Genomic DNA, 15868 nt, shown 5'->3' with positions numbered 1-15868 from the left:
CCCAGACCTGCGAGCCGGGCCAGCCGTAGTACCAACCGGGCCGGTGCGTTCCGTCGCCGAGGACGTAGGTGTTGGTCCAGTCGGTGTCGTTCGGGTTGTCCTGGTGCGCGCTGCACGTCGCGGAACCGCTGACGTTCTCCAGCGTCACCTGCAGGTAGGCGCACGACGCGCTCGAGCAGCCCGGCTGACCCTTCGCGTCACCGGTCCGGCCCACCGTCACCTTCGCCTCTTGTGTCGACACCGTCGGCGAGCCGCTGGTCGTGCCTGCCGACGGTTCGGCCTTCGGCGACTCGTCGTCCGCGGAGCAGCCGGCGGTGAGCACGGCCAGGGTCGCGGCGACGATCGCAGCACCGCGCGCGGCGGGCACCGTCCTTGCCAATCTCATCATTGGGTTCCTGTTCTCCTGGCTCACCAGGNNCGCAGATCACCCAGACCTGCGAGCCGGGCCAGCCGTAGTACCAACCGGGCCGGTGCGTTCCGTTGCCGAGGACGTAGGTGTTGGTCCAGTCGGTGTCGTTCGGGTTGTTCTGGTGGGCACTGCACCGGACCGAGCCGCTGAAGTTCTCCAGCGTCACCTGCAGGTAGGCGCACGAAGCGCTGGCGCACCCCGGCATGCCCTGGGCGTTGCCGGTCTTGCCCACCGTGACCTTGCGCGGCGGGGGGTCGGTCGTGGCCGAGACCGGACCGGCGGCGCGGTCCGCGCGGTTGTTCGGCTGCTCTGCCGTCTCGCCGCTGTCCTGCAGCTCGACGCGGTAGGACCGGGACTGGCTGTAGCCGAGGCACCTGTTCGGGGAGAGGGAGAGCGGGCCGCGCGACCAGCCCGTGGAGTCGATCACCGAGCCGTTCTCGTACAGCACGAGGCGGGCGTCCTTGCCGTTGCCGTTGCCGCTCGCACTCGGGTAGAGGCACTGTCCGCTCCCGCTGACGCTGATTCCCGGGTTGGACAGCGGACCGTAGGTCACGGTGGTGTCCGAGGTCTTGCCGCTGCAGGCCGAGCCCGTCTGCTCGCTGCCACTGCTGCCGTTGCAGGTCCAGATCGTGACGGTGGTCGTCGAGCCGTTCGAGAGGCCGGGCAGGTCGAAGCTGAGGCCGGACCGCCCGGCGTTGTCGACAGATGTCGCCTGCAGGTTGCCGCACGACGGGGTGCAGTTGATCTGGTTGGTCTTGCCGTGGGACGGCCCGACGTCGAAGGTCACCCTCGCCTGGCCGTCGTTGCCGGTCGCCACCGCCTTCAGGTTGCTGACCCCCTCCGGCGGTGCAGCAGCCTCGACGCTGACGGGCGACGAATCGGCCGACACGTAGTTGCTCTCCGTGCCGCGACCGGCGGTCGCCTCGGCATTGCGCGCCCGGACCGTGTACGACGTCGTCGTGCCGTCGTTCGGCAGGGCATCGGGACACGAGATCGCCTGGGTCCAGCCCGATCCCGGGCACACCTGCTTGCTGCCGTCCTTCGTGACGTAGTACTCCGTCGGTCCCGGACCGTTCGGTGGCACCGCGCTCCAGCTGATCGTCACGGCCTTCTGGTTCTGGTCCGCGGCGTTGGTCAGCCCCGGCTTGTCGAGGACAGGGGCGTCCGGCTTGCCGGCCCCTTCGCCGGTGACCGGACTCTTCGGGCCGGGGCCCTTGCTGTTGACGGCCCAGACCGAGAAGGTCGTGGGTTCACCGTTGGCGGAGACCGGCGCCGGGAAGCTGGTCTTGCCGTGCGTCGAGCGGATGCTGCCGCTCCCCGGCCAGCTGACGTTGTAGTCCTCGATCGCGGAGAAGTTGCCATCAGGCGCCGACCACTCGAGGAGCACCTGCTTGTCGCGCTGCTCGACCACCTTGAGCCCCACGACCTGATCAGGCACGCGGTCCGGTGTGCCCTTCACCGCCTTCGACGGCTCGCTGTCGCCGTACTGGTTGTGGGCGACGACGGTGAAGGTGTACTCGTGTGCGTTCTCGAGGCCGGTGATGGTGCACCGGCTGCTCGGGCAGGTGGTCTTGCCGCCATCGAAGTTCACGGTGTAGCCGCGGATGGCCCCGCCACCCGCGTTCGGCGGCGTCCACAGCAGCTTGACGGCACTGTCGTAGACCTGGCCGTCGGTGCGAAGTCCGGTGACCTGCTCCGGGGCACTCACGACCGACAACCGGACCAGGCCGTCGGCCCGCCGCTCGCCTGACGTCTCACCGTTGTCAGCGAGGCTCACCCGGAAGGTGTACTGACCGTGCTCGCCCTCGGGAGGCGTCAGGCTGACCTTGGTGCCGGAGGAGCTGATCCGCGCCGGCGCCGGCCCGCCCGGCATCTGGACGGGCTTACCGAGCATGACCCAGTCCGCCCTCGAGCCGAACGGTGACCGGCCGTAGGAAGCCACGTCGACGGTGACCGTCTTGCCGGCCTCGCCCTCGAGCGGAATGGCGTTCAAGGACGGCGGCCCGGCCTTGACCACCTTGACGAGCAGGGTCGCCCGTTCGCCCGTGGCGTCCACCGCCGGCTTGCCCTCCACCGAGACCTCGAGAACCCCGGTGGCCTGGCTCCGAGCGCCGACGGCTGCCGTCAGCTCGACGCCGGCGTCGGTGTTGTCGACCTCGACGTCGTCGATCGCCTGGCCGTCCGCCCAGTCGGCGCTGTAGTCGAGCCCGCCCGCCGCCGCGGGCCGTGGGGTCCACACGTGACAGATGGTCGCGATGTCGAGCGCCTTGCTGGCGCCTCCCTCGACGACAGGGATCGTCGCTCGGGGGCAGCTCACCAGCGGGCTGCCGTCGCCGATGGTGACCGGGACGGTGAGCACCGCGACGTGACGGTCCGGGTCGTCGATCCCGGGCTTGTCCGACACCTCGAAGGTCAACGCACCCGGGCCACGCGCCTCCTTGGTCGCGCTGACGCTCAGGTTCTCGTTGTCCGGCGCCCTGGCCGACAGGAGCTCGGCCGGAGCGGCGGCGATGTTCTCGACGATCGTGAGGAACACCTTGTCGCCCTCGGGGTCGGAGACCAGGTCCTCGACCTTGAGGTCCTTCGTCTCGCCCGGGTCGATCTGGATACCGTCGGTGCGGTACTCCTTGCGGAGGTACGGCACGTCGACCCGCTGCGCCGGCACGTAGATGACCGCGGACGCCGTTCCCCCCTGGCCGTCCATCACCCGGAAGGGCACGACCTGCGGGGTCTTCAGCACGCGGAGCGTGACCTTGCCGTCGGCGTCGTCCTTGTCGAAGGTCGCGCTGTCGGAGCCCACCGCATCGAGCAGCACCGGCTCACCCTCGCCGTCGATGTCGTACGCCGACGCGAGCACGTCGACGACCACCTTGTCGGCGTCGTCCTCCAGCTCGGCGTAGGCGTCCTCGACGACCGGCGGGTTGTTGTAACCCTTCTCCGACCGGACCTGCAGCACCGCCGAGGACTCGTCGAGGCCACTACTGACCCGGTAGGCCGCGACAAGCGGCTTCCTGGGGTCCTCCGGCGCCGTGGCCTTGATCAGCCCCGTCTTCAGGTCCGGCTCCACGCCCTCGATCTGCTCGTCGAGGTCGAGAAGCCGAAGGGCGGTGCCCGGCGTGCGGAAGTCGTTGGCCAGCACGTCGATCTGGAGATTGCGTCCGGGCTCCGCGGTGACCACGTCGTTCACGGCGACCGGCTGCTGAGGAGCGCCCGCGGGCGTGACGGCGACGCGAGCGGTGCCGACCGCCGTGTCCCCGCAGGCGTCCTGCACGACGAAGCGGAACTCGTCGGTCCCAGCCGAGCCCGGGAAGGCCTGGTAGACCATCGCGTTCGCACCGACGCTCAGCAGGCGGCCGAGCCGGGGAGCCTGCTCGATGCCGACGACCGACACCGAGTCGCCGTCGGGGTCGTTGCCGACCAGCGGCAGCCGCAGCGTGACCTCGTCGCCCTGGGTCACACGACCCTCGACACCTCGCGGGGTCGGGATCTGGTTGGCCGGCTCCTTGCAGCTCGGCGGCGTGATCTGGACGCGCAACACACCGGATGCCTGCGGGATCGTCAGGTCCGAGGTGTTCTGGGCGACGTAGGTGATCTCGACCGTCGTGGGGCTCTCGATCTCGCTCCCTGCGGGGGCGACGTACCGGACGTTGCGACCACTCACGAAGGCGCGTCCGAGTCCCCGATCGATCGACAGCTCACCGGACGGGACGCCGTCCGTGGCGAGCGTGGCCAACCCGATCGGGTCGCCGCTCGGGGTCGAGTCGTTGTCGAGGACGGGCACCAGGACGGCGTCGCCGGCACGCACGACGACGTCGTCGTCGGTGGTGATCGGGATGTTGTCGTTGGCCGGCAGCGGGTCCTTCTGGGTCACGGCGACCCGGGAGCTGTCGGTCGCGACGCCATTGCTGACGGTGTAGGTGACGGCCTGGGTCTGCGGCACCAGGTCCGGCGACAGTGCGTTGACCCGCAGCCACCGCCCGTCGATCACGGCGACCTGCAGACCGCTGTCGGCGACCGTCGGCTCGGCCGAGAGGACGCTCAGCACCCGTCCCTTCGGGTCGTAGTCGTTGGCCAGGGCGTCGATCACGACCGGCGACGTGCCGTACACCGTCGCCGTGTCCGGCGCCGCGACGGGCTGGTCGCTGTCGGGAGACGCCGGGGTGGCGACGACGTAGATCTTGCCGCTGACGCGGCGCGCCGCGCCGTAGCCGACCGAGTAGCTCAGCTCGAACCGGTCGGCCCGCTTCGGACGGATGGTCACCTTGCCCGACTGCCGATCGGTCTCGACCGTCAGGCCCGGTGTGGTCGCGACGTTGGCCGCCAGCTCCAGGGTCGCGGTCGGCTCGCTCGGATCGGCACCCGGGATGTCGTTGTCGAGGGGCGAGAACGTGATCGTGCCACCCACCTCGCCGGACACCACGTCCGGCTGCGCCTTGGGCGAGAGCACCTCACGGCTCTTGCGGTCGAGCACGCGGACCCGCACGGTGCCGGTCTCCGCGGGTCCTCCGGTCGACACCGTGTACTGCACCTTGGCCATGCCGACGCGGCCGGCCGGCCGGATCCTGATCAGGCCGTCGGAGGTCGCGGACGCGTCGAGGTCCTTGTCCGGCTTGAGCCCGGTGATGTCGACCGAGACGGGGTCGCCGTTGACCTTGTCCCGCCACTCACCGAGCACCGACACCTCGGCGTTGCCCGACGCAGCGATCGGCACGACGACGTCCTTGACGTTGTCGATGCGCGTGGGCGCGACCGCCGCCTCGTTGGGCGAACGGGTGCGAATGGTGACCAGACCGTCATCGGTGGCGTCCTTGCCGCCCGAGCCGTCGTCGATCGTGTAGCTGAAGGTCGGGTTGCCCGTGAAGCCCTGCGGGAGGGTCGCGATCACGGTCTGCCGGTCGGGCGAGATCTTGACGTCCACGCCCTCCTTGTTGGGCTTGCCCACCTTGGTGATGGTCAGCACGCCACCGCCGGAGACCTTGTCGTTGTCGAGCACGTGCAAGACCGTGGCGGTGTCCGCGGCGCGCACGCCCAGGGTGTCGGGATTCGCCTGCGGCGCCCGCCGCACCTGGCGGTCATCGGTCTTGTCGTCGTCGTCCTGGTCATTCTTCCTGTGGGGCTGGTAGGCATCCCAGTTGGCGATCTGGACCGGCTTGGCGGCGTCCACGCTCCACACGGAGCCGTCCTTGACGTCGTTGAGGACGACCTGGTTGCGGTTCACGCGGAACACCAGGTCGGAGTCCGAGCCCACCTCGAAGCCCGTCGGGCCCTGCGGGTCCTTGCCGTCGCAGGCCGCGACGACCGACGCCGCCGTACCGTCGGCCCAGACCGCGAAGCCACACTCCCCCACGACCACGGGGGCGACGACCTGGGAACCCGAGCCGTCGGACACCTTGCGCACGCTGCCGTCGTCCAGCGACACGGCCTGGAGCCCCCCGTCCGTCGCGACGAGCACCTCGTCGGCGTCCGGGCCCGGCTGCTGCAGCTGCACCGTCCTCGCGGCGACGGCGGCCCCGTCGGCGACCTCTGCCACGTGGTCGCCGACCAACACGCGACCGTCCTTGTCGAGGACGACCGGGGTGTCACCGACGGCCGTCACCTGGGCGACTCCTCCCGACGGCTTCGCGAGCTCGACGTCCTCGGTGTCGGTGAAGCCGGTGCCGCTGGGCCGCATCATCTTCGCGTCGCCGGCGCCGGACACGGCGATCACCGCGCCGCCGCGGGTGACCGTGCCGATGGCGTCCGATCCGACCGCGAAGAGCGGCTTGGCGTCCTTGGTGAGGGCGTCCAGGCCGGAGACTCCCTCGTCCTTCGCGATGCGGGTCGCCCGGACCCGCCCGTCAGCCGGGTCCACCGTGGCGAGCGTGCGTCCGGCAAGGGACGGGAGTCCTGCGGCCTCGACCGTGCCGTTGACGACGGCCTTGCCCCCGGCCGCGTCGACCGGCGTCAACTGGGTCCCGACGACGCTGACGACCGCGATGCCGTCCTGGAGGACGTCCGCGTCGTCACCCACGCCCTGCGGGCCACCCGGCACCATCGCGTCGAGCTGCTGGATGGGCTTGTTCTGCCGGGCGATCATGTCCAGGGACTGGTTGGTGACCCACACACCGCCGTCGTTGAGGTCGGCGTGGTGGGTGGTCTGACCCTCGGATCCGATGGCGTACACGAGCAGTCCGCCACCGACAGCGCCGAGCGCGACCCACGAAGCCACGGTGGTCCGGTGCTGCCGGATCCACGCCGTCGAGGCGCGCAACGATGGAGCTCTCACGGATCTACCCCCAGGAAAATGGCAGCAGGCAGGAGCCACCTGTGCCGATCGATCCCGAGAGCAAGCGAGGCTGACGCTAGTGGTCTTTACCTTCGTGTTTGCGCGAAATGGGGAGTTGTCCCCATGGCGGGCGCGCCCCGTCCTCCAAAGGGAGGACAAGGCTTGCTCGGCTTGCCGAGCAGCCCGGCAGGAACCGCCGATCGCCTGACCGACGAACACGCGAGATCGACTGCACGGTCGGTCTCCGCAGTGCCACTATGTGGCCCGACCACGATCATCTCCGCGCTCGGGGCACGGACGAGGAGCACCACTGGACGTCACGATCGAGCTCGGCGCCGCCACGGACGTGGGGCGGGTCCGGCCGCACAACGAGGACGCGTACCTCGCTCGCGAGCACGTTGCGGCCGTCGCCGACGGCATGGGGGGCCACGCTGCCGGTGACGTGGCCAGCGCGCGGGCCATCGAGGCGCTGGAGTCGGTCGTGGAGGGTGAGGGACTGCGCGCCGAGGACATCCAGACCGCTCTCGATCGCGCCAACGAGGCGATCCTCGCCGAGGTCGCCCTGGCGCCCGAGAAGTCCGGCATGGGCACCACCTTGGCCGGCGTCGCCCTCATCCAGTACGGCGGCAGTCCGCACTGGATCGTGTTCAACATCGGCGACTCGCGGGTCTACCGGATCGCCGACGGCCAGGCGCTGCAGCTCACGGTCGACCACTCCGAGGTCGCCGAGCTGATGGCACTGGGACGGATCACCGCCGCGGAGGCGGCCGTGCACCCGCTCCGCAACGTGATCACGCGCTCCCTGGGGACGACGCCGGCACCGCGTGCGGACCTGTGGATCTTCCCGGCCTCGCCGAGCGGAGACACCTTCGTCGCCTGCTCCGACGGCCTGACCAACGAGCTCGACGACACGACGATCGCGACGATCGTCACGGGGGCGCGGGGTCCGGGCGACGCTGCCGCCGAGCTGGTGGCGAGCGCGGTCGACGCCGGTGGGCGCGACAACATCACCGCGGTCGTGGTCCACGGTGTGCCCAAGGACGACGACGAGCCGAGCGCAGCGACCGCTCCCCGTCCCGCCATCGAGGAAGGACGACGATGACCTACGAGGGCAGCTACCGACCCGGCTCCTGGGCAGGTGCCACCACCCCGAACGGCTGGCTCCTGGCGGACCTGGCCGTCACCGACGAGCGCGTCGCTGCCGCGTGGGGGCGGCTGCGCGCGGGCGCCGGCGTCGACGACGTCCTCGACACCCTCCTGGGCCAGGGCCTCGCCACGTTGCCGGGCTTCGCCCTGGTGGTGCACGGACCCGAGGCGCTGCGCGTCGTCGTGCGCCGCGACGCCGTCGTGACCGTGCGCGTCGGCAACGAGGAACGGGTCGTCGAGGCGGGCGGCGGGAGCTGGACCGACATCGAGCTGCCGGTTCCGGTGGACCACATCCAGCTCCGCCACCAGGCGGCGAGCAGTGACGAGACCACCACGGGAGTGCCGGTCGGGCTGGGCATCGCCCAGGCGTCGCGGATCGATCTGTTCGCCATCGAGACCTCGGACGGCGTCGTGACCGCGCCCCCCGCGCCCGAGGTCCCGGACGTCGTCGACACCCCCGGGGTGCCCGACGTCGCGGAGGATCCCGAGCTCCTCGAGGAGCCGGATCCCGCGCCCGTCGAGGTGCCGGACGAGGCCCCCGCCGACGTGCCCGAGCCCGAACCTTCCGGCGCCCCCGACTACTCCGACCTGTTCGCGGGAACCCAGGACAGGGATGCCTTCCTCGCCCGCCTCGCCCGCGACGCCGAGGAGGACGAGTCGGAGGACGATCCTGCCGATCCGGGCTCCGCGACCCTCGCGGCGCTCCTCGAGGCGCCGGGTACGACGGACGACGTGCGGGAGCCGTCGGTGGCCACGGTCGCCCCGCCCAGCGGTACCACCGCGATCTGGACAGGTGACCTTCCCGAGCTGGACCAGCGCCTACCACCCCCGCCGGCATCTCCGCCGTCCGCCGGGGCGCCGCCCGCACCCCCGGCGAGCTCGACGAGCGGCTTGATCGACGGCCTCCCCTGGCTCACCGGTGGGTCCGTCGACGTACCGTCCGCGCCACCGGTCCCCCCGCCGCCGGTGGGACCGCCCCCGTCCAGTCCACCCCCGAGCGCCCCGCCGCCGGTGGGACCGCCCCCGACGGCGTCGTTGCCCGTCAGCGCGCCCCCGTCGGCGTCGGTGCCCCCGCCTCCACCACCCTCCACACCGCCTCCCGCGCCGCCGGCAGCGCCGGCCGCGGCCGATGACGAGTCCGCCGCCCTGACGATGAGCCGCGCCGAGCTGCTGGCCGCCATGGGAGACCACGGCGTCGTCGGCCCGTCGGTGCTGGCCGTGCGCTGCCCGGCCGGTCACCCGACCCCTCCCGAGCAGGACCGCTGCCGCGTCTGCGGGGCCACGGTGGAGGCCGCGCATCCGACCGAGGTGCCCCGGCCCACGCTCGGCCTTCTCCGCAGCGAGGCCGGCGAGACCGTGCAGCTCGACCGCGACGTGGTCTTCGGACGCTCGCCGCAGGCATCCGCAAGCCGGGCGGCCAGTCAGCCGAACCTGGTCAAGATCGCCGACCCCGGCATCAGCCGCAACCACCTGCACGTCGCCCTCGACGGCTGGCAGGTCCTCGTGCGCGACCTCGGCTCGTCGAACGGCACCGAGATCCAGCTCCCTGGCGGTGAGGTCGAGAAGCTCCGGTCCGGCGAGGACTACCTGATCGAGGCGGGCACCGTGCTCACCCTGGCGGGCGACGTGCGCTACACCTTCGAGGTGACCGAGTGACCGCGCTCCGTGAAGGTCCCGACCTGCCGGGAATGCGGTGCATCGAGAAGCTCGGATCCGGCGGTTTCTCCGACGTCTTCCTCTACGAGCAGGACCACCCCCGGCTCAAGGTCGCGGTCAAGCTGCTCAAGTCCGACGTGCTCGACGACAACCAGCGCCGTCAGTTCGCGGCCGAGGCCGACGTCATGGCGGAGCTCGCCGAGCACCCGTTCATCGTCCCGGTCCTCGGCGCGGGTACGGCACCCGACGGCCGTCCGTACCTCGCGATGCGCTACTTCCCTCCGCCGGACCTCGGTGCCCGCGTCGCGAAGGAGCAGATGTCGGTGCCGGACGCACTGCGCACCGGCATCCAGCTGGCCAGCGCGGTCGAGACCGCACACCGCTCGGGCATCATCCACCGCGACATCAAGCCGGCCAACGTCCTCGTCAGCTCCTACGGCGTACCGGCCCTGAGCGACTTCGGCATCGCCGGGCGCGGTGACCGCGCGGAGGACGACGACTCACTCGGCGTCTCGATGCCGTGGTCGCCGCCGGAGGTCCTGACCGGGAAGTCGAACGGCTCGGCCGCGTCCGACGTGTACTCGCTCGCCGCGACGATCTGGCACCTGCTCGTCGGCCGATCGCCCTTCTCCTCCCCCGGCGACAACGGCGAACGCGCCCTGTTCAGCCGGATCCTGCACGGCCGTCCGCCCGCTGTCGGTCGCGCGGACGCACCGACCAGCCTCGACCGGCTGCTCCAGCAGGCGATGGCGAAGGACCCGGCGCACCGCCCCCGCTCGGCACTGGAGTTCGCTCGACACCTCCAGCGCGTCGAGCAGGAGCTGCGGCTCGCGCGCACCGAGATCGTCGTGCTGGAGACGGAGGAATTGCCTCCCGCACCACCGGAGGCGTCCTACGCGCCGCCCGCCACGCCTGCTGGTCCCGTCCCAGCGCAGGTCGTGAGCGACGACGACGGCATCACCATGATGAAGCGACCGGTGATGGTCCGCCCGAGCGCCCCGGCTCCGGCCGTCCCGCCGCCGCCCCCTGCCGCGGCCCCTGCCAGTGAGCTCACCGAGCGCCGCGTGCCTGACGTGGTCCCGTCGACCGCACCGTCGCCGGCTCAGGCCACCGAGATGCGGCCGGCCGTCGTCACCCCGACAGCGCCGGCCGGCCCGACCCCGGCACGCACGCCGGGTCCCCGTCGTGGCCTGGTCCTCGCTGCCGTCGCGGTCGTGGTCCTGGCAGGGGGAATCCTGGCCGCCCTGCTCGCTTCGTCGGGCGACGAGGACCCGTCCGAGCCGACACCGTCCGCCGCCGGCCCGAGCGATCCGGACGACGTGATCGGCGGCGGACTTTCCGACCCGATCGCCACGCCCACGATCACCGTTCGCACAGTGGGCAGCGGGCTGGGCCAGAAGGTCACCTTCGTGGCGCGAGGAGCGGACTCCGACGTCGACTTCCGGTGGACCGCGCAGGCGGACGGCGTCGGCGGCTACGCACCCCAGGACGCGAAGACTGCGCGCCTCGAGCTACCTGTGGCGTTCGGCCCGACGAAGATCTGCGTCCACCTCCAGCTGTCCCGGGACGGATCGTCCGCCGGCCCCTTCGAGAAGTGCTGGACTCCCTGATGACCGCCACCATCGACTTCTGCGGCGAGCGCTACCGCCTCAACGAGGGCGCGCTGGTCGTGATGGGCCGAGAGGGCGACATCGTCATCGACGACAACCCCTATCTCCACCGGCGCTTCCTCGAGTTCTCGCTCGCCGACGACCTGCTCTGGATCGCGAACGTCGGGACGGCCATCACCGCCACGATCGCCGACCAGCACGGCCTGGTGCAGTCGTGGCTCGCCCCCGGAGCACGCGTCCCGCTCGTCTTCCCCCAGACCGTCATCTGGTTCACGGCGGGACCGACGACCTACGAGTTCGACGTGTTCAACCACGAGCCGAAGTTCGTGCAGGTCGCCGACGTCCGCGAGATCGACGGACAGACGACGCTCGGACGGGTCAGCCTGACCCCTGACCAGACACTGCTGCTCGTCGCCCTGGCCGAGGACATCCTGCGTCGCGACCAGCGCGGCGCGGGCGCCATCCCGCCGTCCCGGGCAGCGGCCGAGCGACTCGGCTGGACGATGACCCGCTTCAACCGCAAGATCGACAACGTCTGCGAGAAGTTCACGAAGCTCGGTGTCCGCGGCCTCCACGGCAGCGCGGACCGCACGGCCAGCAACCGCCGGATCCGGCTGGTCGAGTACGTGCTGGCCGCACGGATCATCACCGCCGAGGACCTCAGCATGCTCGACGGCCTGCCGAGCTCCTCCTGACCGGTTCCCGGGCGGCCGTCAGCTCCGCGGGAGGAAGGCGTCCAGGGCCGCCTCGAGCACGCGGTTGGGGGTGGTGCCGTGGGCGAGCGCGAAGCTGGAGACGCGGCGCTGCTGCTCGTCGCTGAGCCGGATGTCGAGGGGCGCCGGCAGCGTCGTGCGCGGCCGGGGTGCGGAGGTCGCGACGGTGGTGCGGCCGCCCCCTTGGCGAGCGCGGCCGAAGCCGCCGAGGGCGATGAGGACGACGCTGCCCAGCACGTCGAGGATGGCGAGGACGCCGAACAGGCGCCAGTAGCCGCCGCCCGGGTCCGCCTCGGCAAGGATCGGGCCGATGGCCAGCAGTGCGACCAGCGCTCCAGTGATGCCGCTGGCCAGGAGCAGGCCCTCCAGGCTCCGCTGCTCACGTCCCGGCCGCAGGACGAGCGCGATGAGGAGGGAGAACTGCGCCGCCGTACCGGCCACGATGGCGCTCACCGCGAAGGTGCGGAGCAGGCCCTCCCAGCCGTCGGAGTCCCACACCGAGTCTCCCCACACCAGCACGAGCGCGGCGACGGTGGCCACGACCGAGGCGGCACCGCCGAGCAGCGCCAGCGGTACCCACCGATGGCCGACCAGCGCCAGCAGGCACAGCACGACGGTCGACTCCACCCCGATGACCACGGTCGTCCCGAGCACCCGGGCCTGGGTGTCGTCGAAGCCGCCGCTCAGCAGAGCCCCGATGCCGAGCACTGCGGCGATGCTGAACGAGCCGATGACGAGGGTGACGACGAGGCGCCGGAGATCCTTCATGGCCCGAGAATTGCGTAGGCGGACCCACGCGCGCGTGAGTCCGCCTACTCAGGAGAACAGGTCGAAGGTCCTGTTCAGAGGTTGATCATGTGGCCGGCGATCCCGTGGATCGCCTCCTTGACGGCCTCGGACAGCGTCGGGTGGGCGAACACGTTGCGGCCCACCTCGTCGGCGGTCAGGTCCCACTTCTGCGCGAGGGTCAGCGCGGGCAGGAGCTCGGTGACGTCGGGGCCGATCATGTGGGCGCCGAGGATCTCGTTGTACTCGGCGTCCGCGACGATCTTCACGAAGCCGACGCCCTCGCCGAGGCCCTGGGCCTTGCCGTTGGCGGAGAAGGGGAAGGTGGCGGTCTTGACGTCGTAGCCCTTGTCCTTGGCCTGCTGCTCGGAGTAGCCGAACGAGCCGATCTGGGGCTGGCAGTACGTCGCGCGCGGGACGAAGTCGTACTCGACCGGCATCGTCTCGGCACCCGACATGGTCTCGGCGGCCACGATGCCCTGCGCCTCGGCGACGTGGGCGAGCATCATCTTGCCGGTGCAGTCGCCGATGGCGTAGACGCCCTCGACGTTGGTACGGCAGAACTCGTCGATCTCGACCGCGCCGCGCTCGGTCAGCTTCACCCCGGCCGCCTCGAGACCGTAGCCCTCGACGCGCGGGGCGAAGCCGAACGCCGCGAGGAACTTGTCGGCCTCCAGCACCTGCTCCTCACCACCCCCGGCGGGCGCGATGCGGACCTTCACGCCGGAGCCGGTGTCCTCGACGCCCTTGACCGCGGTCGAGGTCAGCACCTTGATGCCGAGCTTCTTGTAGTGCTTGGCGAGCTCCTTGGACACGTCGGCGTCCTCGGTCGGGACCATCCGGTCCAGGAACTCCACGATCGTGACGTCGACGCCGAAGTTCTTCATCACGTAGGCGAACTCGACACCGATCGCACCCGACCCGCCGATGACCATCGAGGACGGGACGTTCTCGTCGAGGATCTGCTCCTCGTAGGTGACGATGTTCTTGCCGTTGGGCTCCACACCCGGCACGCTGCGGACCGTCGCGCCGGTCGCGATGATCAGGTTGTCGCAGGTGTACTCCTGGACCGACCCGTCGTTGAGCGCGACCGAGACCGTCTTCGGACCGGTCAGCGTGCCCCAGCCGTCGACCTCGGTGACCTTGTTCTTCTTCATCAGGTAGTGGACGCCCTTGACGATGCCGGCGCTCACCTGGCGCGAGCGCGCGTGCGTGGGGCCGTAGGCCATCGTGGCGTCGCCCTCGATGCCGTACTTGGCCTTCTCGTGCGTCAGCGTGTGCGCGAGCTCGGCGTTCTTCAGCAGCGCCTTCGACGGGATGCACCCGACGTTCAGGCACACACCGCCCCAGTACTTCTTCTCGATCACGGCAACGGACTTGCCGAGCTGGGAGGCACGGATCGCGGCGACATATCCACCGGGACCGGCACCGAGGACGAGGACATCGAAGTGGGTCACGACCCAAGCCTAGTAGGGGGTGTGCTTGTGTCTCACATCACGCTCGGGCAGAGTGCGGGCTACTCATCGGTACGGCGGCACCCGGGGTCGCCGACCACGATCCAGGAGTAGCTCCCACATGTCTCGGATTCTCGGATTCATCGCTGCCTGCGCGCTCGCGCTGGCCGGTCTCGCGGCCGTTCCCACGCCGACCCAGGCGGCCCCGGCGCAGGCAGGGGCAGCCGGTCTGCTCGACGTCATCGTCACCCTCAAGCCCGGCACCGACGCCCGGTCGGCGGCCACGTCGCTGGTGGCACGCCGGGGCGGGACGGTCAGCCACGTCTACTCGCACGCCCTCACCGGCTTCGCCGCCACGCTGACCGACTCGCTGCTCACGGTGCTCCGCGGCGACGCGCGCGTGCAGTCGGTCGAGCTCGACCGCACGGTCCACATCAACGACACCCAGACCCCGACGGGCAGCTGGGGCCAGGACCGCGTCGACCAGCGCAACCTGCCCCTGGACAACGCCTACACCTACGGCGCCACGGGCGCCGGCGTCGACGTGTACGTCGTGGACACCGGCATCCAGACCACGCACCCCGACCTCGGCGGCCGCGCGGTGTCCGGCACGGACACGATCGACAACGACGGCGTCGCCGACGACTGCAACGGCCACGGCACGCACGTCTCCGGCACCATCGGCGGCACGCGGTACGGGCTGGCCAAGGGCGCGCGCCTGATCGGCGTACGGGTCCTGGACTGCAGCGGCTCCGGCTCGAACTCCGCCGTGATCGCCGGCCTCGACTGGGTCGTCGCGAACCACCAGGCAGGCCGGCCCGCCGCGGCCAACATGAGCCTCGGTGGCGGTGCGTCCACCGCGCTCGACGCGGCCGTCCAGCGGGTCATCGCCGACGGCGTCACCATGGCCGTCGCGGCCGGCAACGAGAACGCTGACGCGTGCACCAAGTCGCCGGCCCGGGTGCCCGCGGCGCTGACGGTCGCGGCCAGCGACCGCAACGACGCGCGGGCCAGCTTCTCCAACCGCGGCACGTGCGTCGACCTGTTCGCCCCGGGCGTCGACATCACCTCGGCCTGGCTCAACGGCGGCACCAACACGATCAGCGGTACGTCGATGGCGTCCCCGCACGTCGCCGGCGCCGCGGCGCTCTACCTGCAGACCCACCCCTCCGCCTCGCCAGCCGCCGTCGGTGACGCGATCGTCGCCGCGACCACGAAGGGCAAGGTCACCGGCACGGCGAAGTCCTGCGTGCTGCTGATCATCTGCTCCCCCGCCACCCCGGCGAACCACCTGCTCTACACGGGCGCCTGAGCGCCTCGCCCGTGGGCGGCGTGCGGGGCACTAGCCTGAGCCCGTGACGTCGTACGCCGCCTACGGCACCAACCTCGACCCGATCCGGATGGGCGAGCGGTGCCCCCACTCGCCCCTGCAGACGACGGGCTGGCTGACCGGGTGGCGGCTCACGTTCGGCGGCGAGGAGCACGGCTGGGACGGTGCGCTCGCGACGATCGTGCAGGACCCGTTCGAGCAGGTCTTCGTGGCCGTCTACGACGTCAGCCCGCTCGACGAGCCGAACCTCGACCAGTGGGAGTCGGCCGACTCGGGCCTCTACCGCCGCACGAAGGTCCGGATCTCCACGCTCGCGGGCGAGGTCGTGGCGTGGACCTACGTGCTGGACGCCTACGAGGGCGGGCTGCCCTCGGCGTCGTACCTGGGCGTGATCGCGAACGCCGCGGAGGCCGCCGACGCGCCGGACGACTACGTCCAGGCCCTGCGGCGCCGCGACTGCCGTTCGACCGGCCTGTGACGGGAGCCACCTGCCGGGCGT

At 71.2% G+C, this 15868-nt stretch carries 10 protein-coding genes; 6 read left to right on the top strand and 4 right to left on the bottom strand.

Annotation, left to right across the window (positions count from 1 at the left end; all coding sequences use genetic code 11):
• On the bottom strand, nt 1-241 hold a 241-nt coding region (locus tag ASE20_RS25010; protein ID WP_235538803.1), incomplete at its 3' end, for a hypothetical protein.
• Between the two features lie 177 nt (nt 242-418).
• The coding region (locus ASE20_RS26010) for an Ig-like domain-containing protein (protein WP_414858373.1) at nt 419-6080 on the bottom strand (5662 nt) is incomplete at its 3' end.
• An 853-nt stretch (nt 6081-6933) separates the two neighbouring features.
• On the opposite strand from ASE20_RS26010, the gene ASE20_RS08345 reads away from it, so the two are divergent.
• Genes ASE20_RS08345 through ASE20_RS08330 form a run of 4 tightly spaced genes read left to right on the top strand, consistent with a single transcriptional unit; the run spans nt 6934 to nt 11781 of the window.
• Nucleotides 6934-7776 (top strand): PP2C family protein-serine/threonine phosphatase, encoded by an 843-nt coding sequence (locus ASE20_RS08345; protein ID WP_200952749.1) that lies wholly within the window; start codon nt 6934-6936, stop codon nt 7774-7776.
• The gene (locus tag ASE20_RS08340) at nt 7773-9476 is read left to right on the top strand and encodes an FHA domain-containing protein (RefSeq protein ID WP_056894110.1); all 1704 of its coding nucleotides are present in this window, start codon (nt 7773-7775) and stop codon (nt 9474-9476) included. The genes ASE20_RS08345 and ASE20_RS08340 overlap by 4 nt, the downstream gene beginning before the upstream one ends.
• The gene (locus ASE20_RS25830; protein ID WP_200952748.1) at nt 9473-11086 is read left to right on the top strand and encodes a serine/threonine-protein kinase; all 1614 of its coding nucleotides are present in this window, start codon (nt 9473-9475) and stop codon (nt 11084-11086) included. Before ASE20_RS08340 ends, ASE20_RS25830 begins: the two co-directional genes overlap by 4 nt.
• A complete protein-coding gene (locus ASE20_RS08330; RefSeq protein ID WP_056894392.1) occupies nt 11086-11781 on the top strand; it encodes a hypothetical protein in 696 nt (231 codons plus the stop codon). The genes ASE20_RS25830 and ASE20_RS08330 overlap by 1 nt, the downstream gene beginning before the upstream one ends.
• An 18-nt stretch (nt 11782-11799) precedes the next feature.
• Here the strand turns inward: ASE20_RS08330 and ASE20_RS08325 are convergent, their stop codons facing one another.
• Nucleotides 11800-12567, bottom strand: a complete 768-nt coding sequence (locus ASE20_RS08325) for a hypothetical protein (protein ID WP_056894108.1) — start codon at nt 12565-12567, stop codon at nt 11800-11802.
• A 74-nt stretch (nt 12568-12641) separates the two neighbouring features.
• Nucleotides 12642-14042, bottom strand: a complete 1401-nt coding sequence (gene lpdA, locus ASE20_RS08320; RefSeq protein WP_056894107.1) for a dihydrolipoyl dehydrogenase — start codon at nt 14040-14042, stop codon at nt 12642-12644.
• Nucleotides 14043-14160: 118 nt separating this feature from the next.
• On the opposite strand from lpdA, the gene ASE20_RS08315 reads away from it, so the two are divergent.
• A complete protein-coding gene (locus ASE20_RS08315; protein ID WP_056894106.1) occupies nt 14161-15351 on the top strand; it encodes a S8 family peptidase in 1191 nt (396 codons plus the stop codon).
• A gap of 43 nt (nt 15352-15394) precedes the next feature.
• A complete protein-coding gene (locus tag ASE20_RS08310) occupies nt 15395-15847 on the top strand; it encodes a gamma-glutamylcyclotransferase (RefSeq protein ID WP_056894105.1) in 453 nt (150 codons plus the stop codon).
• The last annotated feature ends 21 nt before the right edge of the window (nt 15848-15868 follow it).

Source organism: Nocardioides sp. Root240 (assembly GCF_001428825.1).
GTDB lineage: Bacteria > Actinomycetota > Actinomycetes > Propionibacteriales > Nocardioidaceae > Nocardioides.
Note: the sequence above shows the minus strand (reverse complement) of the source record. Positions and strands in the feature narration are given on the sequence as shown.